Origin of the sequence: Caballeronia sp. GAFFF2 (assembly GCF_023631485.1) — a bacterium.
Lineage (GTDB): Bacteria > Pseudomonadota > Gammaproteobacteria > Burkholderiales > Burkholderiaceae > Caballeronia.
The window spans coordinates 20,653-44,514 of the sequence record NZ_JALQDA010000002.1 but is presented as its reverse complement, the minus strand read 5'-3'; the positions used below and the strand labels follow the sequence as shown (position 1 = coordinate 44,514).

The window sequence follows — 23,862 nt, the reverse complement described above, 5'->3', positions numbered from 1 at the left end:
GCTGAAAAGCTATTCAGAATTATCCTAGGACTAGCGATTTCGTGCAGAAGTTGCGAGGGCGCGGAGTTTTTTCGGAAATTTCCGATGAAAATGGCGGCTTACGCGAACGAAAGATCGCCGATTGTTGTCGGCCGCACAACACTCGAACGCACGCGCCACAAGCCGAGATTTTTGGTCAAGCTGGCCGCGCCAATTTTGGCGGGTTAGCGGAAGAAAATGCGAACCGGCATCGGCAGATTTGCATTTGGGGATTGATGCGCTCCGTGAGCGTAATCACGGAGCGCTTGCTACGACGGGAATCAGGCCGCCAGACGCCGTTCGATATCCGCCTTGGCCTCCGGAAGCGCATCCGGCAAGCCTTGATGGAGCTTCGCGAAGAGCTCGTCGTGTAGGGCGAGTTCGTCGCGCCAGGCGGTATCGTTGACGGAAATGACCTGCTCGAATTGCTCGCGCGTGAAGTTCATGCCGCCCCAGTCGATGTCCTCGTAACGCGGCGAGATGCCGAACGCGTGTTCCTCGCCCGCCGCCGTGCCTTCGATGCGCCCGACCATCCAGTTCAGCACGCGCATGTTTTCACCGAAGCCGGGCCACGCGAACTTGCCGTCCGCGCCCTTTCTGAACCAGTTCACACAGAAGAACTTCGGCGACTTCGCGTTCATGCCTTCGAGGCGCTCGCCCATCTTGAGCCAGTGATCGAAGTAGTCGCTCATGTTGTAGCCGCAAAACGGCAGCATCGCGAACGGATCGCGGCGCACGACGCCTTGCTGGCCGGCAGCGGCCGCCGTGGTTTCGGAGCCCATGGTCGCGGCCATGTAGACGCCCTCTTTCCAGTCGCGTGCCTCGGTCACGAGCGGCACCGTGTTCGAACGCCGGCCGCCGAAGATGAAGGCATCGATTGCGACGCCTGCTGGATTCTCCCAGTCCGCGTCGATCGACGGACATTGCGATGCCGACACGGTGAAGCGCGCGTTCGGATGCGCGGCTTTAGCGCCGGTTTCCTTCGCGAGTTCCGGCGTCCAGTCGCGGCCTTGCCAGTCGGTGAGATGCGCGGGCGGCTTATCGGTCATGCCTTCCCACCACACGTCGCCGTCATCGGTGAGCGCGACATTGGTGAAGATCACGTTTTCCTTGAGCGTCGCCATTGCGTTGAAGTTGGTCTTCTCGCTCGTGCCCGGCGCGACGCCGAAATAGCCGGCTTCCGGATTGATCGCGTAGAGACGGCCATCGCGGCCGGGCTTGATCCAGGCGATGTCGTCGCCGATGGTCGTCACCTTCCAGCCGTTCATGTCTTGCGGCGGAATCAGCATCGCGAAATTGGTCTTGCCGCACGCCGAAGGAAACGCCGCCGCGACGTGGTACTTGCGTCCGGCAGGCGACGTGACGCCGAGGATCAGCATGTGTTCGGCGAGCCAGCCTTCGTCGCGGCCCATCGTCGATGCGATACGCAACGCGAAGCACTTCTTGCCGAGCAGCGCGTTGCCGCCGTATCCCGACCCGAAGCTCCAGATCTCGCGCGATTCCGGAAAGTGCACGATGTACTTCGTGTCGTTGCACGGCCAGGGCACGTCCTTGCGACCATCCGAAAGCGGCGCGCCGACCGAATGCACGCACGGCACGAACTCGCCGTCGTCGCCGAGCACGTCATACACTTCGCGGCCCATGCGCGTCATGATCCGCATGTTCGTGACCACATACGGGCTGTCCGACAACTCCACGCCGATGTGCGCGATTGGCGAACCGAGCGGACCCATCGAGAACGGCACGACGTACATCGTGCGGCCACGCATCGAGCCATCGAAGAGGCCATCGAGCGTCACGCGCATTTCCTGCGGGTCGATCCAGTTGTTCGTGGGACCAGCGTCTTCGGGGCGTTGCGAGCAGATGAACGTGCGGTCTTCGACGCGCGCCACATCCGTGGGATCGGAACAGGCTAGAAAAGAGTTGGGGCGTTTGGCGGGGTTGAGCTTCTTCATCGTGCCGGCGGCGACCATCTGTTCGCAAAGGCGGTCGTATTCCGCTTGCGACCCATCGCACCATTCGATGCGATCCGGCTTCGTGAGGGCCGCGACCTGCTGCACCCAATCGATCAATCTTCGATGTCGTACATAGGCCGGTGCTTCAAGATCTGCGGCGGTTTTGTTGTCTTCGACTACTGCGGGCTGGTTCATCGAGCTTCTCCGTTCTCTGCAATGAAAACCGGTGGCCCAACGACGCTGCATGCGAGAGGCTTTTTGCGACTGAACCGCCGGGCGCTTCATGCGCGTTGGCGCATGAAGAACGGTTCGTGAGCCGTTTGCGCGTCGTGGGCGTGTGTTCCTCAGGCGCTCAAGCGAGCGACTTTGCGCCTTGCGCCTTAAAGGAACAAACTGTTAAAAAGAGATACTAAGTGGCCTGTCTCCTCCTGCCTAACCGCGTTTTCCGCAGTGTGCGCTGTGATTCTTTATTTTTAGCGCATTCGTTCGCGGTCATTCAAAAATTGGGAGTCAAGCATAACACCGCGTCACACTCCTACCGTGATGCAGCGCGTACATGGATGAAGCGCATATTTATCGGTAGTTACCCGAAGTTAGTGCGTGATTCATTGTCTCGCGAGTTCAATCGAGCAGCACGTTTGATGCCCAACAAAAGCTAATCAATGCACATGAAAATCGCCATTCTCGACGACTACCAGGACGCCGTTCGGAAGCTCGATTGCTTCCATTTGCTCGATGACCATGAGGTGAAGGTCTTCAATAACACGGTGCGCGGGCTCGGACAGTTGGCTAGCAGACTGTCGGAAACAGATGCCCTCGTGCTCATTCGCGAACGCACGCGCATTAGTTCCCAGCTTCTCGACAAGTGCCCGAAGCTGCGCATGATCAGCCAGACCGGGCGCGCGGGCGGCGGACATATCGACATCGACGCTTGTACCGAACGCGGTATCGCCGTGCTCGAAGGCACGGGTTCGCCGGTCGCGCCGGCCGAGCTTACTTGGGCGCTCATCATGGCGGCACAGCGGCGCATTCCTCAATACGTCGCGAATCTCAAACAGGGCGCGTGGCAGCAATCTGGATTGAAAACCTCTGCACTGCCGCCAAACTTCGGCTTGGGACAAGTGCTGCGCGGACAGACGCTCGGCATCTGGGGATACGGCAAGATCGGCCAGTTGGTCGCGGGCTACGGCAAGGCGTTCGGCATGAATGTGCTGGTGTTCGGCCGCGAGCATTCGTTGCAGGCAGCACGCGACGATGGCTTCGCCGTCGCCGAAAGCCGCGAAGCGCTCTTCGAACAGAGCGACGTGCTCACCGTCCATCTACGTATGAGCGATGAAACGCGCGGCATCGTTCGAACGGAAGACCTCATGCGCATGAAGCCGACCGCGCTCTTCGTCAACACGAGCCGCGCCGAATTGCTCGAAGAGAACGCGCTGCTCAATTCGCTGCATCACAACCGGCCGGGCATGGTCGCCACCGATGTCTATGAGAGCGAGCCGATTCTGCAAGGCTACGGACTCTTGCGCATGGAGAACGTGATCTGCACGCCGCACATCGGCTACGTAGAGCGCGAGAGTTACGAGCTCTACTTCGGCGCGGCGTTCAGGAACATTCTGGCCTTCGACGCCGGCGACAAGTCGAGCGTGTCGAATCCGGAAGCGTTGCAGCACGCGCGGCGGCGTTGAGCGCAAGAGCGAGCGGCCGCGCGGCTTTCGCTAAAGCGTCGATACCTCGATCGAAGGCTCGCATCGCACCGGGAAATTCACCGAGTTCGCGATGAAGCAATAGCGATGCGCGTCTTCATGCAGACGCGCGGCTAACTCGGCGTCGTTCCCCGCGCCGATGGTCACGCGCGGATGCAGCGTCACGTCGATGAAACGGCCGCTGCCGTCCTTATCTTCCTGCATCGTGCCGATGGCTTCATCGACATATCCGGTCACGACGATCTTGTTGGTCGCGCACACATGCAAGTACCAGAGCATGTGACACGACGACACCGACGCCACGAACAACTCCTCCGGATTGTGGCGCGCAGGATTGCCGCGAAAGGCGGGATCGCTCGACGCTTCTATCGCGGCCTTGTTCGCCACGCGCACGAGATGGTCGCGCGAATAAGCGTCGTAGGCGGACGTGCCCGAACCGAGATCGCCTGTCCACGCGACGCTGAGCGTATAGGTGTGCTTCTTCGCCACGTTCTGCTCCTTGGCTCTAGTCGAGATGTGAAGCTGCCTCCAGAAGACGCGGCAGATGCGCGAGGAAATCGTCGGCATCGGCGCGGCCCAGATCGTACGCGTGTTGCATCTGCGCGGGGCTCGTATAGTCCCAGCTCGAAATTGGCACCTTGCGCGACGGCTGAACGTAGATGCGTCGCTGCTCGCCGTGCGGCACCACGAACATGCGCTCGCGCGGATACAGCCGCGTGACCATGACGAGCACCGTTCCCGGCGATGCATCGAGCGCGGAGACGGGCACGTTATCGACCATGCCGCCATCGAGCACGGGACGACCGTTGCGCCGCAAAATCGGCGTGAAAGGCGGCGTGCTCGACGACTGCAGGATGAGGTCGGCGAGGTCCTCCAGCGTCGCGCACTCTTGCGCGGTGACGAACTCCGGATGAAAACCGAGCGCGGTGCCGAGCGTCGGATGCAGCGTCTTGCGCACGTACTTTTCGATGTTATACGCGATGATGCCCGCCGCCACCGCGCTGCGCGCCCCGAGCCAGCGCGGCAGATGCGACACGCCGATGCGAATTTCCGGCGCCGTTTGCAGCGCGCCGAAGCGTTCCGCGAAAATATCGAGCAGCGCCTGACGGTAGATGCGGTAATGCGGGAACACGGACTGACCGCGCAGCAGGTTGCCCCAATAGGCGTTCTTCGTGTTGCCGCTCAGGGCTTTTGCGTAGTACTTCATCACCCATTGCGCGTTGTTCGTGTAGAGCATGCAGGCGGTGGCCGCGCCCGCCGAGATGCCCGCGATGATGCGCGGCTTGAGATCGAGTTGCGGCTGGATGACGTCCCAGAAACCTGCCTGCCACCAGCAGCGATTGCCGCCGCCTGCGAATACGACTTGATCGAACATGTTTGCTGCTTAAGCCTTTTGCTGATGCGTCGGGTTGATGAATGCGTAGGTCGTGGTCGCGTGAGCGGCGAGTTCGCCGTCGTCGCCGCGAAGCTCGATTTCGCCGAAGACGAGATTGCGGCCGCGTCGCTGGATTTTCGCGGTGACGAGGACATCGCCGGACTTGACCGGGCGCATGAAGGTCGTGTTGAGCGAGACGGTGGTCATGGGAACGAAGCCGCCCATTGCGTGGGAGATGGCGACGACCATCGCGGTATCGGCGGCGGCCATGAAGACCTGACCGCAGATGACTCCGCCCGCGTGCCGCAGATGATCGGCGTGCGGCAGACGCAGCGTGATCGAATCTTCCGTGGAAGATTGCGGCGCGAGATGCAGTTCGCGGACCCACGGCGCGAGGATCGTGTCCAGCAGATTGCGAATGGCGGAGTCGTCCATGGCTGTGAGTTTTTATGCTGTGTGCGTGATGATACCGGGCGGGACGTTTTTGATTTGCGGGCTGGCCGTTGGTGCGATGCGAAAATTTTCGGGCGAAGGACTTGCGCTTTTTGAAATAACCCCGCTATAATTTCATTTCTGTGTTGGGGGCGTTAGCTCAGTTGGTAGAGCAGCGGACTCTTAATCCGTAGGTCGAGTGTTCGAGTCACTCACGCCCCACCAATCATTTCAAGCACTTAGCCCAGTCTTTATGACTGGGCTTTTTGTTTTCTAAGGTCCGTGTAACCGCTGTGTAACCCGGCCTCGGCAACACATTCACGATGGGATGAACTCGCTTGAATGCCGGTTTGAAAGCGGTCGGCGGGAGCAATGTATTGAAGCATGCGTTGGATTGCCATAACGTGCGATCGAGCGCGCTTCGGGAAGGCAGGGGTTGCTGGTTCGATCTCAGCCGGGCGCGCCAAGCACTGCAAGTATTTCCGGCAGATTGCCAATGTAAGCTTTGCCAGAATTTCGCGTTGGGCTGCGTGAAAGCTGCTTAGGCAGTAAGGTTGCTTAGGTACTCGCTCGAAAGGCCACCCGAGTGCCCATTTTCACGTTTAGCCGATATTAGCTATAAAAGCTCGCCGCCCGTTGCGAGATGTTTGCGTCGGCCGTGATCACCTCTTTGCCTCTGAGCATGCGGACATTCGTACGATCGCCACTGCTTCCCAGCGCACATTCTCATCCTCTGGTTTCGCTGGCGCGCCGATGAGTGCCTACAGATCTGTCGGGTGAGCCCGCTCTGCGCAACACGCCTCCGTCTGAAAACGATGGCGCACCGGCGGCGACACGACGCCCGGGCTGATAGGATCTGCAGCGCCTTGCGGTCCGCATGCAGATGCCCCGGTACCATCGGCACAGTACGACGATGAAGACCAGGCACCGTACTTAGCGTCGAGCCTGTTTGGACCTTCCTTTTCTCAGGCGCAGGTCTCACAGATAGTCCATCACTATGTCGCTTAACTGAATGGCCGCTTCGCACTAATTCGAACGGTGAGCGACAGGTTGGCATGCGTCCGTCCGCTCTTCAAACTTTTCGCTGGAAAGCGGCAATGGAATTGAATTGCCCAGAAGCGGCCCGTCGGCAATGCATACTTCCGACCCTCAACGGACGGTCGCATTCCCAGCGATGCAAGGGCAGGTAACGGAGGCAGTCCGGTCATCCAACTCACTCTCCTCAACCTATGCACATGCGACGGGAGACAGTCTGTCCAAGCTTGATATGGCCGCTGTTCCGACCACAACCGTCGAAGACTTCACCGCGCATTTTCCCCTGACCCCCGCAAACCGTCGGACAAGACGCCAACTGCCTCTCGGAGGAAAGAGGAAACCATAGCGCAACACAATCGAGCAGTGCGCGCTGTCTGCCGTCATGCGCAAACGCGCAGGCGTGTCCCGCCGTAGCCTTCCATCAAGTATTCAACTAGGTAAGTGTCTGAACTGAAAGAAAAATGCATCGCAACATATCGACGTTAATTGCTATTCAATCACTGTGATTTTATTTCAATTTTGGTGCTCATATTCTTACCTCAAACAACGGGTGGAACCCTCGCCTCAATGGAGCTTGCCTTGCTTGATGAATCTCAATTGATCGACCGTTTGCGCAGTCTGCTAGGTGATGGTGCAGTCATCACCGTCGCGGAAAACATGGGCGGCTTCGTCGAGGACTTCCGCGGACGTTGTCGCGGTACGGCGCTGTGCGTGGTGCAGCCGTCGTCGACGGAGCAGGTCGCGGGTGTCGTGCGCCTGTGCGCGGCGGCGGGCGTGCCCTTGCTCGCACAAGGCGGCAACACCAGCCTGTGCGGCGGCTCGGTGCCGGCGGCGCACGGAGTGCCGCCAGTCATCGTAAGTCTGACGCGCATGCGCCGCATTCGCGGCATCGATGCCGCGAACGGCTCGATGGAAGTGGAAGCGGGCTGTGTCCTCAAGACCGTGCAGGATGCAGCCGCCGATGTTGCGCGACTGTATCCGGTGAGTCTGGGTGCGGAGGGTTCCTGCCAGATCGGCGGCACGCTCTCGACGAACGCCGGAGGCACCAGCGTGCTGCGTTATGGCAATACGCGCGAGAACGTGCTCGGCCTCGAAGTGGTCATGGCCGACGGAACCATCTGGAACGGCTTGCGCGGGCTGCGCAAGGACAACACCGGCATCGACCTCAAGCATCTCTTTATTGGCGCGGAAGGCGCTCTCGGCATCATCACGGCGGCCACCATCAAGCTGCATCCGCTGCCCATGCATCACGCGCTCGCCTGGTTCGCGCCCACCGACCCGCAAGCCGCGCTGACGATCCTCGGGATGTTCCAGACCAACTGCGGTTCGCGCCTCTCGGCGTTCGAACTGATGAACGCACGGCAGTTGCAGCTGGTCGTCGAGCACGTGATGGATCGCCGCGCGCCGCTCGAAGGAGCGCACGACTGGCACGTGATGGTCGAACTTAGCGACACGCGAGGCGCATCCGACATGGAAAGCGTGTTGCAGGACACGCTGGAAAAAGCCGCCGAAGCGGGCCTGCTCGAAGACGCGATCATCGCGAGCAGCGACCGGCAGCGCGCCGCACTGTGGGAAGTGCGGCACAGCGTGACGGAAGCCAACAAGAAGGCCGGCATTGGGCTGACCACCGATTGCGCGGTGCCATTGTCGGCAGTGCCGGCGTTCATCGAACAGGCCACGCAAGCGGTGCTCGCGCTCGATTCGCAGATCGGCATTGTGATCGTCGGCCATATGGGCGACGGCAACATTCATCTGGTGCCGATGTACTCGTTCGATGCCTGGAGCGCATTGCCCGACCAGACGGCCGCGGGCGCTGCCGTGCGCCGTGCCGTAAACGATGCCGCGCATGCGCTCGGCGGCACCTTCAGCGCGGAACATGGCGTCGGCCAGACGGGCTTGTCGGAAATGACGCACTACAAGTCCGCCGCCGAACTGTCGATCATGCGCGCCGTGAAAAATGCGCTCGATCCCGCGAATCTTATGAACCCGGGGCGTCTCTTTCCCGCCGCGCCGCTCTGATTCATTCCCCATCAAGCCACCACCGCCCCTCGCTTACCGCAGGAGACTGATATGAAACCCAAGCACGATAACAACAAGACGATCCTCAACCCCGCCCGCCGCTCGGCGATCAAGGCCGTAGGCGCAGGCGTCGTGGCCGGCGCATTCCCGTTCGTCTGGACGCCTTCGCGCGCGGCGAGCAAGCGCATCGTCGTGCGCGACGACGGCGGCATCTACACCAAGGCGTACGGCGCGGTGTACTACAAGCCGTTCTTCGAGAAGACCGGCATTGAAGTGGTGGGCGTGCAGGCCAATGCCGAGCCGACCGCACAGATCAAGAGCATGGTCGAGGCGGGCAGCTACACATGGGACATGGCGAAGATCAGCCAGCCCGCGATTCTTCTGCTGACCTCGGGCGCAAAGGAGTATCTCGAGGCACACAACCTCGAGTCCGATCCGACCATCGCCAAGATTCCCAAGCAATACATGTCGGCGTACGGCGTCGGCACCAATGTCTATTCGACCGTGCTTGCCTATCGCACTGATGCCTTCAAGGGCCGCAAGGCGCCGAGCTCGTGGGCCGACCTCTGGAACGTGAAGGATTTCCCGGGCCGCCGCTCGATCCGCAAGTATCCGTTCGATACGCTCGAAGAAGCGATGATGGCCGATGGCGCATCGACGAGCCAGGTCTATCCGATCAACTTCGATCGCGCGTTCGCGAGCCTCGACAAGATCTCAAAGCAAGTGGATGTGTGGTGGACGACGGGCGCGCAAGTCGAACAGATGCTCAACTCGGGTGAAGTCGCGATGGTCGCGACGTGGGCCTCGCGTGCGCAATCGGCGATGGCCTCGGGCGCGCCGGTGGGCATCGTGTGGAACCAGAACATCTGGGGTTGCGACAACTGGGCGATCCTGAAGGGCACCCCGAACGCCGACGCCTGCCGCGAGTTCATCAAGTTCGCCAGCGACCCGAAGCGTCAGGCCGCGCTCGTCGAGTACTTCCCGGCGGGTCTCACGCAACCGGAATCGTTCAACTATGTGAAGCCGGAACAGGCGAAGAACTGCCCGACGTTCCCGGACAACATGAAGACCGGCGTGCATATCGAGGCGAAGTACTGGCAGGAGAATCAAAGCGTGGCGCTCGAGCGCTTCAACCGCTGGATTCTCACTTAAGGCCTGGCATCGTTCATCAAGGAAGAGATCCGCATGGCAACCATCAATCTCCAGATCAGCGGTCTGTGCAAGCGATACGGCGACTTCGTCGCGCTCGCGCCGACCGAACTCGACGTCGCGCAGGGCGAGTTCCTGACGCTGCTGGGCCCGAGCGGCTCGGGCAAGACCACGCTGCTGAGCCTCATCGCGGGCCTCGCGCAGGCGGACGGCGGCTCGATCCGCATCAACGGCGTCGACGTCACCGACGGCGCGCCGTACGACCGCGACATCGGCATGGTGTTTCAGAACTACGCACTGTTCCCGCACATGACGGTGGCGGAGAACATCGCGTTCCCGTTGCAGATGCGCAAGGTCGATGCGGCGAGTGCAAAGAAGCGCGTCGCCGAGGCGCTGGAGATGGTGCATCTGCCGCATGTGGCGGGTCGCTATCCGCGTGAACTTTCAGGCGGGCAGCAGCAGCGCATCGCCCTGGCGCGCTGCATGGTGTACCGGCCCTCGATCATCCTGATGGACGAACCGCTCGGCGCCCTCGACAAGAAGCTGCGCGATCACATGCAGCTGGAGATCAAGCGCATTCACCGCGATCTGGGCACGACGATCATCTACGTGACGCACGATCAGGAAGAAGCGATGACGATGTCGGACCGTATCTGTTTGATGGATGCGGGCAAGATTGCGCAACTCGGTACGCCTGCTGATCTGTACTTCCGTCCGAAGAATGTGTTCGTGGCGGACTTTCTCGGTGAATCGAACCTGCTGGATGCACAGGTGACGTCACGTGACGGCGATCAGGTACGCCTCGCGATGCAAGGCATCGACAAGGGCCGCGCGATGGTCTACGACGCACAGGTGCAGTCGGGCAAGCCGGTCAAGCTGATGCTGCGTCCGCAGAACCTGTGCGTGAACGGTCACAACGATTCAAGCGCGGAAACGATGTTGGCCAAGCTCACCGACATCATGGTGACCGGCGGCATGACCAAGCTGTACATGCAGCGCCAGCAGCAGAACGCGGAAGCCGCCGAATTGGTGGCGTCGTTTCCAACCGACCGGCTGGGCGCGCGCTATGAGATCGGCCAGACGCTGACGCTGTCGTGGTCGCCCGCCGATGCTGTCGCCATCGCGGGGTAAGCCGATGAACCCTTCCGCCATGACCGCGCACGATGATCGTACGACGCGCGCCAAAGCGCGCAACCCGCGCCTGAGCCGCAAGCTGCGCGTGGCCGCGATGGCCGCACCCGTGATCGTGCTACTCACGGTGTTCCTGATCTATCCAGTCGGACAATTGCTGCTGCTGAGCATCCACAATCAGAGCGGCTTCACGATGGCCGAGTACAAGCGGCTGTTTGCCTCGTCGGTGTATGTGGAAGTGCTGTGGGTGACAATGAAGGTGTCGTTGCTCACGACCTTCTTCTCGGTGCTGGTGGGCTATCCGGTCGCGTACCTGATCTCGGCGGCCACCCGCGAGCGCAAGAATCGCTTGCTGTACTGGGTGCTGCTGTCGTTCTGGACGAGCTTTCTGGTGCGCACCTTCGCGTGGGTCGTGCTGCTCGGGCGTAATGGCGTGCTCAACTGGGTGCTGAAGCACCTGGGGCTCGTAGATACGCCGCTCGGGCTTCTGTACAACCTGCCGGCAGTGATCGTAGGCATGACGCACGCGCTGATGCCGATTGCCATCATGACGATGCTCTCGGTGATGGAGAACATCGACCGGCGTTTGCCGAGCGCGGCATCGACGCTCGGTGCGCGTCCGGGCACGGCGTTCTGGAAGGTGTACTTCCCGCTGTCGTTGCCGGGGGTGTTTGCTTCGGCCTTGATGGTGTTCGTGACGGCAATCGGCTTCTTCATCACGCCGACGCTCTTGGGCGGACGTCACGAGACGATGATTACGCAACTGATCATCGATCAGGTGCTGCAGGCGTTGAACTGGGGCTTCGCGGGTGCGATCTCGGTGCTGCTGCTGGCGGTGGTGCTGGTGGTGTTCGTGGTGTATGACCGGATGGTAGGTCTGTCGACCATGACCGGTGGCAGCACAGCGAGCAGCCCGAAGCAGTACGGCAGCCTGGGCCGCAAGGTCGGCGACGCATTGCTCATGCTATTGGCAAACACCACAGACGCCTTGCTTGCTGTACTCCCCAAGCGCAAGAAACGCGCAGGCGACGGCAACGGCATGACGCTGAGAACCGTGGTCGCGCTGATCCTGGTGTTCCTGAGCGCGCCTGCGTTCCTGATGATCCCGCTGTCGTTCGATTCCGCCTCGGGCCTCGCCTGGCCGCTGCACGGCGTATCGCTCCAGTGGTACCAACAGGTGATGGACTCGCCGCTGTGGATGCAAGCTGCCACGCGTTCGCTGGTGGTGGGCGTGGGCACCGGCGTGTTGTCGATGGCGATCGGCACGCCTGCGGCCTTCCTGCTGGTGCGCGGCGGCTTGCGCTGGAATGCGGCGATGCTGGCGTTCGTGCTGGCGCCGATCGTGGTGCCGCGCATGATCCTGGCGGTGGGCGTGTTCTACTTCTTCGCGAAGATCGGTCTGGTGGGTTCGTCGCTGGGACTGGTGCTGGCGCATACGGTGGTCGCGGTGCCATACGTGGTGATCACGATGATGGCGGTGCTGCGCAACTACGACACGCGACTTGATCTGGCCGCGCAAAGCATGGGCGCACGCACCTTCACGACACTTAGACGCGTGACCTTCCCGATCCTGAGCGCGGGCATGTTGTCCTCGTTTCTGTTTGCATTCGCGACCTCGTTCGATGAGTTGACCATCGCGCTGTTCTCCTCGGGCGGGCTGAGCACGACGTTGCCCAAGCAATTCTGGGACGAGACCACGATGCAGATCTCACCGGTGATCGCTGCGGTATCCACGCTGCTGTTCGTGTTCATCTCCATTCTGATTTCCATTGCTGACCGCTTGCGTCGTCGAAGCACGGCACCCTGAGCCATTCAAATTTAGAGAAAACCGTATGTTGCTGACGTCTCAATCCTTGCATGGCATCCTGCCCGCGATTCCCACGCCGGTGAATCCGGATGACACCATTAACGTCGATGCCACCCGCGCCTTGCTGCGCTATCTGCTCGAACAGGGCATCGACGGCGTGCTGCCACTGGGCGGCACGGGCGAATATGGCGCGCTGTCGAGCGAACAGCGCGTGCGCATGGTCGAACTGACCGCGCGTGAAGCGGCGGGCCGCATTCCGGTGATCGCCGGCGTGCTCGATCCGGGATATCACGACGCAATGAAAGCCGCGAAGGACTTCGCCGCCGCCGGCGCCGACGCCTTGCTCGTGCTGACGCCCTATTACACGAACCCGACGCAGGCCGGCATTCGCGACTACTTCCTGCGCTACGCCGACGAATCTCCGGTGCCCATCCTGCTGTACGAGATTCCGTACCGCACGCGCATCGCAATTGCGCCCGAGGTCATTCATGAGTTGTCGAAGCATGAACGCATCATCGGCATGAAGGCGTGCAACACCGACATGTATCACTTCCTGCGCGTGGTCGCGGGCGTCGACGATTCCTTCGCGGTGTTGAGCGGTGAAGACACCTTGTTCCCGCTGCATGTGGCGGCGGGCGCGCGTGGCGGTATCGTCGTGACGGCGTCGCTGTTGCCCACGGCGTGGCGGCGTATCTTCGAACTCGCCAGCGCAGGCAAGACGCAGGAAGCGCTCGCGATGCATCGCTCGCTGATCCCGCTGATGAACCTCGCGTTCGCCGAAACCAATCCGGGCCCGATGAAGTCGGTCATGGACCTAATCGGCGTAAATGCGCCGGACATGCTCGCGCCGCTGCTTCGTGCAGACGACACGCTGTCGGGCAATCTGCGCGCCGAGCTGAAGAAGCAGCTGGCGATCTTCGAAGGACGCTGATTACCGGCGCGACATCGGCAGCCGCGACTTCGAGATGGAGGTCGCGGCGACCTGCACGTGCTTGACCAGCTCCGCTTCGACACGCTCGATGGTCCAGCGCGTAGTGGGTACCGAGATGTTGACGGCGGCGACAGCGGTGCCGTCATGATCGGTGATCGGCGCGGCAACGGCGATGTCGCCCAGCACGGTTTCATTCTCGATGACGCTATACCCCCGGCGCGATGCCTGATGCACGCGTTCAAGCAGTTTCTTCTTATCAGTTTCGGTATAGGGCGTCATGCGTTCGAGCGGCGTGCGCGCCATGACGGCCTTCAGTTGCTTCTCGGGAAGACGGGAAAGAATGGCGATGCCGGACGCCGTGTAGAGCGCGGGAAGGCGCGCGCCCAGGGCGATATCCACATTGAAGAGATGGCGGCCGGGAAAGCGCGCGACAAACACGATTTCATTGCCGTCGATCTCGTGCAGATTCGTGGTTTCGCCGAGATGGCGGCTGATGTCGAGCAGATAAGGCGAGGCTTTATCGATCAGCTCGTTGGCGCGGATGTAGTTATACGAAAACTGCAGGACCTTGGTCGTGAGCCGGTAGTCGCGCGTTTCAGGCACGCGCGCCAGATAGCCGAGCGCCTCAAGAGTATGAACGATGCGTTGCGCGGCGCTGCGGTCGAGCGAGGAAGCCTTGGCGAGATCCGCAAGCGTCATCTGCCGGTTGGGACCGTCGAAGGCGTGCAGCACACGGAAGGTCTTTTCAGCGGAACCGACGAACAGCGAAGAGCGCTCGCCGAATGCTTCGCGCGTGCTGCGCGCAGACGTGGATGATGCCTTGGGCATGGGCCAATAATTGTATTCCGATGGCTTCGATTGTATTTCAATCAAAGATGCTTAACTCAGGAAAACGATATGAAAATCGCCTTCATCGGCGCAGGTAATCTCGCTTCGGCTCTAATGGGCGGACTCATTGGACGAGGCGCGACGCCGCATGACCTGCTGGCCGTCGATCCCTTCGAAAGCAAGCGCCAAGCAGCCGCGCAGGAACTGCGTGTCGCTACGGCGGAGCGCCTTGCATCGGCGGAGGGCTTCGATACAGTCGTGCTCGCCGTGAAGCCGCAGATGCTGGAGAAGGTGTGCGCCGATCTTGAGCGTGGCCGACAACGGTCTCGTCGGCGATTTGTTCACGGCCGTCCCGGAACTGGCCGCGGCGCTCGATAGCCGAGGCCGCAAACCCCCCTCACCCCTGTAACGATGATCCAGACTTGATGCCCCCCCGGCATGAAGTCTTGATTATTTCTCACGCTACACGCGTTTCTTTCCTCGCCAAAATACTTTCAATACGACGCCGCCGGAGCCTGCGAGGGCTCGCCGGCGCGAATGCGCGCGCCCGTTCGCGCGGAGCCACCCTCACTTACATACCGAGCAGACGGTATCTGCACGAAGCCAAACGGAGACCGGCCATGACGACGACCGTCGTGAAAAGGCGCACGCAGGCCGACCGCACCGCGCTCGCACGGGCTGCGCTGGTGCGCTCGGCCATCGCGATCCTGAGCGACCTCGGCTTTGCCCGCGCGACGACTTCGGCCATCGCCGAGCATGCGGGCGTGACCACCGGCGCGCTGCATCACCACTTTCCGACCAAGGAGAGCCTGCTGTTCGCGGTGCTCGACGAACTCACCGAAGAAGCGCTCGCGCTGTTTCGCCAGTTGCGCGATCCGGCGAGCCGCGGCGACGGCGCGGCGCGCGGCATCGTCACGTCGCTGTGGGCGCTGTACGGCAGCCGCCGCTATTGGGCGGTCTGGGAAATCAACATCGGATTGCGGCCGGATCAGGCGCTGCATGAGGCGCTCATCGAGCACCGCACGCGCACGCGCGAACGCATGTATCGCGTCGTCGAGGCGAATCCGTCGCTCAGGGCCGACACGAAGCGCGCACTGACCGAACTGCTGCCGTTCCTGCTCTCGTCGATGCGCGGCATCTTCCTCGACACGTTCTTCGCCGGCCATGAAGCCGAATGGCTGAATCGCCAGCTCGAGCGGCTGATCCATGCGCTCGATCAGGAGATGAAGGCGCTGTCCGCCTAGCCGAACCGCAACATCCCGCGCAACGCCCTTATTTGAATCGCATCACCCCGTTCAGGCACCTGGGAGCTCGCATGAATCACCCTAGTCGCGCTACGGCGCATCCGGCGGCAGGCGCCGCGAGAACCGGTTCGAAGAGCCTCGTCCTCGAAGGCGTCAGCAAGCGCTACGGCGGCGTTCAGGCACTCGACACGCTGACGCTCGCCGTGGAACCGGGCGAACTGGTTTCGCTGCTCGGGCCGTCGGGGTGCGGCAAGACGACCACGCTGCGGCTGATCGCGGGCTTCGAGTTTCCCGATACGGGCAGTGTGCGCATCGACGGCGCCGACGTCTCCGCGTTGCCGCCGAACAAGCGCGGTCTCGGCATGGTGTTCCAGAACTACAGCCTGTTTCCGCACATGACGGTGGGCGAGAACATCGGCTTCGGGCTGCGCATGGCGGGCGTGAAGAAGGCGCAGATCGCGGCGCACGTGACCCGCATGCTCGATCTGATTCGTCTGCCGCAGTATGGCGATCGCCGCATCGGCCAATTGTCGGGCGGCCAGCAGCAGCGCGTCGCGCTGGCGCGCGCCATCGTCAATGATCCTTCGGTGCTGCTGCTCGACGAACCGCTCGGCGCGCTCGACAAGAACCTCCGCGAAGGCATGCAGTTCGAGATCCGCCGCATGCAGCAGGAACTCGGCATCACGAGCGTGATGGTCACGCACGATCAGGAAGAAGCGATGACGATGAGCGATCGCGTCGTCGTCATGAGTCACGGGCGGATCCTGCAAAGCGGCGCGCCGCGTGAAGTGTATGACCGGCCGCGCAACCGCTTCGTCGCGGAGTTTCTGGGCACGGCGAATGTGTTCGCGTGCCGCGTCAGCGCGCGCAGCGTGCAGTCGATGTCCGTTGCCACGCTGCCCGAATCCGGCAACGCGCCGGTCGAGATGACGCTGGACTTGCCCCGCGCCCTGCAGGGCGACTTGCCGGGCACGCTGGAAGTGGCGCTGCGGCCGGAGAAGATCGCCATCGATGCGCCCAAGGAAGGTCATATCCGCCTGCGCGGACAGATCGTGCAGCACGTGTTTCGCGGCTCGCAACATTCCTATGAGATCGACGTGCCGGGCCTCGGCCCGCGCACCTACGCCTACGAACAAGCGTTCTCCACCGATCACGCGGGCCATGCGCGCGGCCAGGCGGTGACGGTGTCCTTCGCCCCGCACGACGTGGTCGTGCTCGAACCGGACGGCGCGCCCGCCGCCGCGCCGGATGCGAGCATCGCGCCGGTCACGCAGACCGGGCCGCTGGCGAGCGAAGGAGCGCGCTGATGTCCACGCCCGCCGCCACCGCATCCGCCGCCGCGCCCCGAGGACAGCGCCGTGCGCGCGAGGCCGCGCTGCGCATCGCGCTGCTGTGCGCGCCCGCGCTCGTGCTGCTGATCATGTTCTTTGCGTTTCCGCTGATCGGCAACGCGCTGCGCAGCCTTGGACTCGACGCGCAGGCCGGGTCGTCGCACGCCAGTCCGTGGTCGAACTACGAGAAGCTGTTCGTCGATCCGTACTACCGCGGCGTGATCGTCGAGACCATCAAGGTGAGCTTCATCGCGACGCTGCTGTGTCTGGCGCTCGGCTATCCGATCGCGCACTTCATGGTGCGCCGCGCGGGACGCCTCGCGATGCCGATGCTGTTCCTGCTGATCGCGCCGCTGCTCACGTCGATCATCATGCGCACGTTCGGCTGGCGCGTGCTGTTCGCGCGACACGGCCCGTTCAATGACCTGCTGATGTGGCTGCACCTGATCGAACGGCCGCTGCGCGTGCTGGGCGGACCGTTTGGCGTGTATATCGGCATCGTGCATGTGATGGTGCCGTTCATGGTGCTTTCCATCGTGCCGGTGCTGCGCGGCGTGGACCGGCGGCTCGAAGAGTCGGCGCGCATTCTCGGCGCGGGCGCGGCGCGCACGTTCCTGCTCGTCACGTTGCCGCTCGCGATGGAAGGCATTCTTACGGGCTGCGTGCTGGTTTTCATGCTCACGAGCGGCAGCTTCGTCACACAACTGCTGCTCGGCGACGGCAGCGTGGTCACATTGCCGCTGCTGATCTTCCAGCAGTTCTCGCTCACCCAGGATCTCGGCTTCGCCAGCGCGATGGGCAACCTGCTGCTCGTCATCGTGCTTGCGTGCCTGTATGTCCAGTTGCGCGTCGCCGGACGCAAGGGAGACGCACGATGATGCGCGCCGGAACCCTCGACAGAATGGCCGCGCGCGCCGGCGCCGGTTCGCTCGCGGTCTTCACCGCGCTGTTCTTCATCGCGCTCATCGCGCCGATCGTGGTGGTGGTACTGGTGTCGTTCTCGCCGGACGAATCGCTCGCCGTGCCGCTCGGCGGCTTGTCGCTGCGCTGGTATCACCGCTTGTGGGATTACCGCCCGTTCGTCGATTCGCTGTTGACGAGCCTTTATCTCGCGCTCAGCTCGTCGTTCATCGCGATCCTGATCGCCGTGCCCGCGGCGATCGGCGTGGGCCGCAGCAGCGGCCGTGTGGCGACGGCCTTGACGACCTTCCTGCTCGCGCCCATCGCCATTCCCGCGCTGGTGATCGGGCTGTCGCTGCTGTACTTCCTGTCGAACATCGGCATTGGCGTGTCGTTCCTGGCGCTGCTGATCGCGCATACGGTCGTGTCCGTGCCCTACGTGATGCGCACCACGCTCGCAACGTACAAGAACACGCATGCATCCTATCTGGAAGCGGCCTCGGTGCTTGGCGCGGACCGCTGGCAGACCTTCCGCCACGTGACCTTGCCGCTAATCGCGCCGGGCATCTTCGCGGGCGCGCTGTTCTCGATTCTCGTGTCGCTCGACAACCTCGGCGTGTCGTATTTTTTCGGTACGGCGAACGTCACGACGCTGCCTGTCGTGATGTTGTCGTACCTGCAAAACCAGTTCGATCCCGCCATCGCCGCGATCAGCACGGTGCAGATGGCGATCACCATTGTCCTGCTGTTGATCGTCGAAAAAACCTACGGCCTGCGCGCGTTGACGACGCAATGAAGCCAGCGCCACACCACCTCACCTGCTACGGAGCCTGAATGAACGTCTCACATGCTGCGCGCGCCACTGGGCTGGCGATCTCGCTTTCCGCCGCCGCGCTGACCGCGCACGCCGCCGACCTGACCGTCACCGCTTACGGCGGTGCATGGGAACAGGCTTATCGCAAGTGCTTCGTGCAGCCGTTCGAGAAGCAGACCGGCAAGTCGGTCGACGTGATTCTCGGCAGCCCGATGCAGTGGATCAACCAGATCGCGGCGAACACGGCGCATCCGCCCATCGACGTGATGATCGGCCTCGTGGACAGCGGCGAGATCGCGCGCCAGAAAGGCCTGGTGGAGCCGATCGACGAGAAGAACGTGCCGAACCTGAAGGACATCAAGCCGAACATGCTCGCGTACGGCAAGGGCTATGGCTTCCCGATCGCGTTCGGCGACTTTGGCCTGATGTACAGCAAGAAGGCGGTGCCGAATCCGCCGAAGACGTGGAAGGAATTCGTCGATGGCACCAACGCCGGCAAGTGGCACGCGGCGCTGCCCGGCATCGCCTACGTGGGCACGGCGCAGGGCTTGATCGGCTTGTTCGCGATGGTGTACGGCGGCAGTCTCGACAACGTGCAGCCGGGTCTCGACGAGATCAAGAAGATGCAGAAGAGCGGCAACGTGACCTTCTACAGCGAACCGAATTCGCCGCTGGTGGCGCTCAAGTCGGGCGATATTGACATGGCCATGTACTTCGACGGCCGCGCCTGGGCCGAGCATGACGCGAGCAATCCGGACATCGGCTATCTGAATCCGAAGCCGGGCGCGGTAGCGTTCCCGACCATGGTGCAGAAGGTCAAGAACGGCTCGCCGCTCGGCTTCCAGTTCATGAACGTGGTGGCATCAGCGGAAGGGCAGAGCTGCTTCGCCAACCTGATCCAGTACTCGGCGTCGAACAAGAACGCCAAGTACTCGGAGAAGGTGGCGCCGCGCGTGCCGCAGGACAACGACTCGATGTGGCTGCCGTTCGACGTGATCTCGCAGAAGACGCCGCAATGGGTCGAGATGTGGAACAAGCAGATCGGTCGCTGACCGCAACAGAGGATTGAGTTCATGAGCCTGAGAATTGGAGTCGATATCGGCGGTTCCTTCACCGATTTCGCGGTGCTGGACGACGACACGCGCAGTATCCGCACGCTGAAGGTGTTCTCGCGTCCCGACAGTCCCGGCAGCGAAGTGCTGGCGGGCATGGCAGGATTGATCGAGCGCTATGGCATCGAGGCGCGCGATGTCGCGTACTTCACGCACGGCACGACGGTGGGCGTCAACGCGGTGGTGCAGCGGCGCGGCCTGCGTCTCGCCCTCATCACCACGGAGAAGTTCGAGGACGTACTGGACATTGCGCGCCTGAAGATCCCCGACATGTATCACCTGCTGTCGCGCCGGCCGGATCCGCTGATTCCGCGCGACCGCGTGTTCGGCGTGAAGGGCCGGCTTGCGGCGGACGGCAGGGAGGAAGCGCCGATCGACAAAGCCAGCGTGCTTGCTGCCATCGAAGGCATTCGCCGCTCGGATTGCGAAGGTGTCGTGGTGTCGCTGCTGCATTCGTATCGCAATCCGCAGCACGAAAAGGACGTGAAGGCGCTGATCGCGAAGCACTATCCGGAGCTGTTCGTGTCGTGCTCGCATGAAGTGTGGCCAATCATCCGCGAATACGAGCGCACCTCCACCGCGATCATCAGCGGCTATGTGCAGCCGAAGGTCGCGGACTATCTGACGCGCCTGCAAGCTGCGCTCGCTGAAGCCGGCGTGCCCGCCGAACTGAAGGTGACCAAGTCGAACGGCGGCGTGATGAGCGCCGAGAACGGCAAGAGCAACTGCGCGCAGATGATCCTGTCGGGCACGGCGTCGGGCGTGATCGGCGCGGCGTATATCGCGAACCAGTGCGGCATTCGCAACTGCATGAGCCTCGATATCGGCGGCACGACGGCGGACGTCGCGCTGATCGTCGACGGCAAGCCGCAGTACGCGACCGGCGAATACATCGGCGAATTCCAGATTCATATTCCGTCGGTGTCGGTGTCGTCGATTGGTGACGGCGGCGGGTCCATCGCGTGGGTGGACGACTTCGGCGTGTTGAAGGTCGGCCCGCACAGCGCGGGGTCGAATCCGGGTCCGGTCTGCTACGGACGCGGCGGCGAACAGCCCACCATCACCGACGCCTTCGCCGTGATGGGCGTGCTCGGGCAGTCGGATCTCGGCTACAACTCGGTGTCGCTGGACCGCGACGCTGCGCGCCACGCAATCGGCACGCTTGCCGGACGGCTCGGCAAGAGCGTCGAGCAGACGGCGGAGGCCATCATCCGCGTGTCCACGTCGAGCATGTATGCGGGCACGAGCCGGCTCGTGTCGCGCTTCGGCATCGACCCGCGCACCTTCACGCTGCTGCCGTTCGGCGGCGCCGGCCCGATGCTCGCGTGCTATCTGGCGCGCGCGCTGAACATGCCGGACGTCACCGTGCCGGTCACGCCGGGCGTGCTGAGCGCGCTGGGCGGACTAATCGCGGACATCAAGAACGACTTCGTCAAGACGACCTACTACGAGCTGAACGAGGCGACGCTCGCGCTCCTCGCGAACGATGCCCGCGAACTGGAGAAGCAGGCGCGCGACTGGATGACGGCTCAGATCGGTCACTCGGAGGGCGTGTCGACCGTCATGACGGCGGACATGCGCTATCGCGGGCAATCGTTCGAGATCGAGACGGCGCTCGATGCCGCCACGATCGCGTCCGGCGATCTCGCCGCAGTGCGCGAAGCGTTCCATCGCGAACATCGTCGCCTGTATGGCCACAGCGACGATCACGCGGGCATTCAGCTGGTGGCGCTGCGGCTGGTGATTTCATCGCCGACGCCGAAGCCCGAGCTCGAACGCATCGCGACGAGCGATGCGGCGCCGGTGCCGGTGCGCGAGATCGATGTGTGGATGGACGACGAAGCGCGCCGCATTCCGCTGTATCGCCGTGCCGATCTCCGCGCGGGCCAGGCGTTCGAAGGCCCGGCAGTGGTCTCGCAAGACGATGCAACCACCTGCGTGCTGCCGGGCTTCTCGGTCACCGTCGATCCGTTCGGCAATCTGGTTCTGACGAATCGCGCAACTCAACTTTGAAGACCGATCATGAAATTCGATAAATCGGAACTGCAGATCTTCGCGAACTACTGCGTCGCGGCGGCCGAGAGCATGGCTTATACGCTGGTGCGTACCGCGCACTCGACCTTCGTGAAGGAAACCGAGGACTTCTCGTGTGCACTGGCGAGCGTGGACGGCCTGACCTTCGCGTCGCCGCGCACCTTTGGCGCGACGTGGTATGTCGGTCTGGATTACGGTCCGGTGATCCGTTCGTTCACGGACTACAAGCCCGGCGACGTGTGCATGACCAACGATCCGTACAGCGGTTACGTGGCGACGCACACGCCGGACGTGGTGATGTGGAAGCCGGTGTTCTACGAAGGCGAGATCATCTGCTTCGTGTCGGGGCACATTCATAACACCGACATGGGCGGCGCCGTGCCGGCATCGCTGTCGCGCACGCTGACGGAGATCCATCAGGAAGGCATCCGCTTTCCGCCGACGCGCGTGGTGGACGGCGGCGTGGTCAACGAGACGCTGCTGTCGTGGATGATGGCAAACGTGCGCGCGCCGGATCAGAACATCGGCGACTTGAAGGCGCAGATCGCGTGTCTGACGACGGGCGAGCGGCGCGTGCTCGAGATCGTCGAGCGCTTTGGCGTCGAGGCGTTCAAGGCGGGCATTGGCCAGTTGCTCGATTACTCGGAGAGCCAGGCGCGCGCGGTGGCGCGCACGATTCCGGATGGCAAGTACTTCTTCGCCGATTACGTCGATGAAGACGCCGTCGGCGGCAAGCCGATGCGCATTGCACTGACGCTGACGGTCGATGACGGCCTGCTCGGCTTCGACTTTTCCGGCAGCGATCCGCAACTGACGTCGTCGATGAACGTGCCGACCGGGAATCATCCGCGCCACGCGTTGTTGCTGGTCGCGCTCAATTACGTGCTGTATTCGCTGAACCCGGACATCCTGCTCAACGCGGGGATGTTGCGTATCGCGACCTGCGAGATGCCGCTCGGCAGCGTGCTGAATCCGGTGCCGCCCGCCGCAGTGGGCATGCGTACGCTGACGTGCGTGGTCGTGCAGGCGGCGGTGTTCGGCGCGTTCGCGCAGGCGCTGCCGGAGCGCATGCCGGCGTGTCCAGCGTCGAGCGTGTGTCTGCTCAACGTCAAGACCACCGACACGGCGGGCCGCACCATCATGGCTTCGCTGGGTCCGGTGATGGGCGGTGCGGGCGGTGCATCGGCCGGCGACGGCTCGGATGCGTCAGGCGCGAACATGGCGTTCCTGCGCAACACGCCGGTGGAGATCAACGAAGCCGAAGTGCCGATCCGTATTCTCGGATACGGCCTCGTCGGCGACAGCGGCGGGGCGGGTCAGTATCGCGGCGGGTTGGCCATCGCGATGGAGTTCAAGGTCTTCGCACCGAACACGCTGATCACGGCGCGCAATCGCGACCGCACGCTGTTTGGCTCGTGGGGCATCAAGGGCGGCATGGCGGGGCGCACGTCGGTGTTCAAGCGCAATCCGGGCACGGCGCGCGAGGAAGTGCTCGGCAATACGGACCTGGTGGCCTGCGAGCCGGGCGATGTGATCCGGCTCGAAGGCAATGGCGGCGGCGGTTACGGCGCGCCGACGCTGCGTGCGGCCGAAGCAGTGGAACGCGATGTCCGGCGTGGTCATGTGTCGGCGCAGCAGGCTCGTGAGTTGTATGGCGTGGTGATCGCGAATGGCGCCCTGGATGTGCAGGCTACCGCTGCGCTGCGTGCCGGGATGGGCACGGAGCGGAAGCTCGACGATGGCTTCTTCGACTACGGTCCGAACCGTCGCGCGCATGAAGCCGTGTGGACGCGCGAGCGCTATGCGGTGCTGTGCGAATACCTGGAGTCGGTGTCGATCGGCTGGCGCTTCTTTTTGAAGCATCAGATGTTCGAGCGTCTGGCGGCGCGCGGGGATGTCGCGGCGGGCGTGGAGATCGTGCATGCGGTGTTCGCGGAACTCGTGGCGGAGTTTCCGGCGCTGGAGGCGGGGGAGAAGCGGGCGGCTTGAGCGCCGCGTCTTGCACCAGCAGTAAAAGCAACGGGCCCGGTTCGATGAACCGGGC

General features: G+C 62.8%; 18 protein-coding genes, 1 tRNA gene and 1 pseudogene. 15 read left to right on the top strand and 5 right to left on the bottom strand.

Annotated features, from left to right (window positions below; genetic code table 11):
• Positions 1-299 precede the first annotated feature (299 nt).
• Complete coding sequence (locus tag NCT04_RS00480) at positions 300-2,168, bottom strand: phosphoenolpyruvate carboxykinase (GTP) (protein WP_244826723.1); 1,869 nt, start codon at positions 2,166-2,168, stop codon at positions 300-302.
• A gap of 473 nt (positions 2,169-2,641) precedes the next feature.
• On the opposite strand from NCT04_RS00480, the gene NCT04_RS00475 reads away from it, so the two are divergent.
• Positions 2,642-3,658: a D-2-hydroxyacid dehydrogenase family protein gene (locus NCT04_RS00475; protein ID WP_244826722.1), complete on the top strand. Its 1,017-nt coding sequence runs from the start codon at positions 2,642-2,644 to the stop codon at positions 3,656-3,658.
• 30 nt (positions 3,659-3,688) lie between these two features.
• Here NCT04_RS00475 and NCT04_RS00470 read toward each other — a convergent pair whose 3' ends face one another.
• From NCT04_RS00470 to NCT04_RS00460, 3 genes are read right to left on the bottom strand one after another with little or no spacing between them, the layout of a single operon-like run.
• Complete coding sequence (locus NCT04_RS00470; protein ID WP_250462544.1) at positions 3,689-4,165, bottom strand: OsmC family protein; 477 nt, start codon at positions 4,163-4,165, stop codon at positions 3,689-3,691.
• 16 nt (positions 4,166-4,181) lie between these two features.
• Positions 4,182-5,051: a patatin-like phospholipase family protein gene (locus tag NCT04_RS00465; RefSeq protein ID WP_250462542.1), complete on the bottom strand. Its 870-nt coding sequence runs from the start codon at positions 5,049-5,051 to the stop codon at positions 4,182-4,184.
• 9 nt (positions 5,052-5,060) lie between these two features.
• Entirely contained in the window at positions 5,061-5,486 is a 426-nt protein-coding gene (locus NCT04_RS00460) for a PaaI family thioesterase (protein WP_250462540.1), read from the bottom strand.
• Positions 5,487-5,632: 146 nt separating this feature from the next.
• On the opposite strand from NCT04_RS00460, the gene NCT04_RS00455 reads away from it, so the two are divergent.
• From NCT04_RS00455 to dapA, 6 genes are all read left to right on the top strand, one after another.
• Positions 5,633-5,708 (top strand) — tRNA-Lys (locus NCT04_RS00455).
• A gap of 1,467 nt (positions 5,709-7,175) precedes the next feature.
• Positions 7,176-8,537: an FAD-binding oxidoreductase gene (locus tag NCT04_RS00450; RefSeq protein ID WP_502800644.1), complete on the top strand. Its 1,362-nt coding sequence runs from the start codon at positions 7,176-7,178 to the stop codon at positions 8,535-8,537.
• 51 nt (positions 8,538-8,588) lie between these two features.
• The gene (locus tag NCT04_RS00445; protein ID WP_250462536.1) at positions 8,589-9,689 is read left to right on the top strand and encodes an ABC transporter substrate-binding protein; all 1,101 of its coding nucleotides are present in this window, start codon (positions 8,589-8,591) and stop codon (positions 9,687-9,689) included.
• A 33-nt stretch (positions 9,690-9,722) separates the two neighbouring features.
• Positions 9,723-10,817, top strand: coding sequence for an ABC transporter ATP-binding protein (locus NCT04_RS00440; RefSeq protein ID WP_250462535.1), 1,095 nt, complete (start codon positions 9,723-9,725; stop codon positions 10,815-10,817).
• A gap of 97 nt (positions 10,818-10,914) precedes the next feature.
• Complete coding sequence (locus NCT04_RS00435; RefSeq protein ID WP_250462556.1) at positions 10,915-12,624, top strand: ABC transporter permease subunit; 1,710 nt, start codon at positions 10,915-10,917, stop codon at positions 12,622-12,624.
• Positions 12,625-12,649: 25 nt separating this feature from the next.
• Positions 12,650-13,555: a 4-hydroxy-tetrahydrodipicolinate synthase gene (gene dapA, locus NCT04_RS00430; protein WP_502800643.1), complete on the top strand. Its 906-nt coding sequence runs from the start codon at positions 12,650-12,652 to the stop codon at positions 13,553-13,555.
• Here dapA and NCT04_RS00425 read toward each other — a convergent pair whose 3' ends face one another.
• Positions 13,556-14,383 carry an IclR family transcriptional regulator gene (locus tag NCT04_RS00425; protein WP_250462532.1) on the bottom strand — a complete coding sequence of 276 codons (828 nt, stop codon included), beginning with the start codon at positions 14,381-14,383 and terminating at the stop codon, positions 13,556-13,558. It lies immediately after the preceding gene.
• A 69-nt stretch (positions 14,384-14,452) separates the two neighbouring features.
• On the opposite strand from NCT04_RS00425, the pseudogene NCT04_RS00420 reads away from it, so the two are divergent.
• The 8 genes and pseudogenes from NCT04_RS00420 to NCT04_RS00385 all read left to right on the top strand — a co-directional run.
• Positions 14,453-14,635, top strand: a pseudogene (locus NCT04_RS00420) (pyrroline-5-carboxylate reductase family protein); the annotation flags it as partial.
• A gap of 368 nt (positions 14,636-15,003) precedes the next feature.
• Entirely contained in the window at positions 15,004-15,627 is a 624-nt protein-coding gene (locus NCT04_RS00415; RefSeq protein WP_250462530.1) for a TetR/AcrR family transcriptional regulator, read from the top strand.
• Positions 15,628-15,698: 71 nt separating this feature from the next.
• The gene (locus tag NCT04_RS00410) at positions 15,699-16,934 is read left to right on the top strand and encodes an ABC transporter ATP-binding protein (RefSeq protein ID WP_250462529.1); all 1,236 of its coding nucleotides are present in this window, start codon (positions 15,699-15,701) and stop codon (positions 16,932-16,934) included.
• Positions 16,934-17,836 carry an ABC transporter permease gene (locus NCT04_RS00405; RefSeq protein ID WP_250462526.1) on the top strand — a complete coding sequence of 301 codons (903 nt, stop codon included), beginning with the start codon at positions 16,934-16,936 and terminating at the stop codon, positions 17,834-17,836. The genes NCT04_RS00410 and NCT04_RS00405 overlap by 1 nt, the downstream gene beginning before the upstream one ends.
• Positions 17,833-18,654, top strand: a complete 822-nt coding sequence (locus NCT04_RS00400) for an ABC transporter permease (RefSeq protein ID WP_250462523.1) — start codon at positions 17,833-17,835, stop codon at positions 18,652-18,654. Before NCT04_RS00405 ends, NCT04_RS00400 begins: the two co-directional genes overlap by 4 nt.
• A 38-nt stretch (positions 18,655-18,692) precedes the next feature.
• Positions 18,693-19,724, top strand: a complete 1,032-nt coding sequence (locus tag NCT04_RS00395) for an extracellular solute-binding protein (protein ID WP_250462520.1) — start codon at positions 18,693-18,695, stop codon at positions 19,722-19,724.
• 21 nt (positions 19,725-19,745) lie between these two features.
• Positions 19,746-21,797, top strand: a complete 2,052-nt coding sequence (locus NCT04_RS00390) for a hydantoinase/oxoprolinase family protein (protein ID WP_250462517.1) — start codon at positions 19,746-19,748, stop codon at positions 21,795-21,797.
• Positions 21,798-21,806: 9 nt separating this feature from the next.
• Positions 21,807-23,807: a hydantoinase B/oxoprolinase family protein gene (locus NCT04_RS00385; protein ID WP_250462515.1), complete on the top strand. Its 2,001-nt coding sequence runs from the start codon at positions 21,807-21,809 to the stop codon at positions 23,805-23,807.
• The last annotated feature ends 55 nt before the right edge of the window (positions 23,808-23,862 follow it).

Excerpts from the sequence above, each read along its gene's own strand:
- NCT04_RS00480 (WP_244826723.1), bottom strand. The coding sequence starts at position 2,168 with ATGAACCAGCCCGCAGTAGTCGAAGACAACAAAACCGCCGCAGATCTT.
- NCT04_RS00475 (WP_244826722.1), top strand. The coding sequence starts at position 2,642 with ATGAAAATCGCCATTCTCGACGACTACCAGGACGCCGTTCGGAAGCTC.
- NCT04_RS00465 (WP_250462542.1), bottom strand. The coding sequence starts at position 5,051 with ATGTTCGATCAAGTCGTATTCGCAGGCGGCGGCAATCGCTGCTGGTGG.
- NCT04_RS00460 (WP_250462540.1), bottom strand. The coding sequence starts at position 5,486 with ATGGACGACTCCGCCATTCGCAATCTGCTGGACACGATCCTCGCGCCG.
- NCT04_RS00450 (WP_502800644.1), top strand. The coding sequence starts at position 7,176 with ATGGGCGGCTTCGTCGAGGACTTCCGCGGACGTTGTCGCGGTACGGCG.
- NCT04_RS00445 (WP_250462536.1), top strand. The coding sequence starts at position 8,589 with ATGAAACCCAAGCACGATAACAACAAGACGATCCTCAACCCCGCCCGC.
- NCT04_RS00440 (WP_250462535.1), top strand. The coding sequence starts at position 9,723 with ATGGCAACCATCAATCTCCAGATCAGCGGTCTGTGCAAGCGATACGGC.
- NCT04_RS00435 (WP_250462556.1), top strand. The coding sequence starts at position 10,915 with ATGGCCGCACCCGTGATCGTGCTACTCACGGTGTTCCTGATCTATCCA.
- dapA (WP_502800643.1), top strand. The coding sequence starts at position 12,650 with ATGTTGCTGACGTCTCAATCCTTGCATGGCATCCTGCCCGCGATTCCC.
- NCT04_RS00425 (WP_250462532.1), bottom strand. The coding sequence starts at position 14,383 with ATGCCCAAGGCATCATCCACGTCTGCGCGCAGCACGCGCGAAGCATTC.
- NCT04_RS00415 (WP_250462530.1), top strand. The coding sequence starts at position 15,004 with ATGACGACGACCGTCGTGAAAAGGCGCACGCAGGCCGACCGCACCGCG.
- NCT04_RS00410 (WP_250462529.1), top strand. The coding sequence starts at position 15,699 with ATGAATCACCCTAGTCGCGCTACGGCGCATCCGGCGGCAGGCGCCGCG.
- NCT04_RS00405 (WP_250462526.1), top strand. The coding sequence starts at position 16,934 with ATGTCCACGCCCGCCGCCACCGCATCCGCCGCCGCGCCCCGAGGACAG.
- NCT04_RS00400 (WP_250462523.1), top strand. The coding sequence starts at position 17,833 with ATGATGCGCGCCGGAACCCTCGACAGAATGGCCGCGCGCGCCGGCGCC.
- NCT04_RS00395 (WP_250462520.1), top strand. The coding sequence starts at position 18,693 with ATGAACGTCTCACATGCTGCGCGCGCCACTGGGCTGGCGATCTCGCTT.
- NCT04_RS00390 (WP_250462517.1), top strand. The coding sequence starts at position 19,746 with ATGAGCCTGAGAATTGGAGTCGATATCGGCGGTTCCTTCACCGATTTC.
- NCT04_RS00385 (WP_250462515.1), top strand. The coding sequence starts at position 21,807 with ATGAAATTCGATAAATCGGAACTGCAGATCTTCGCGAACTACTGCGTC.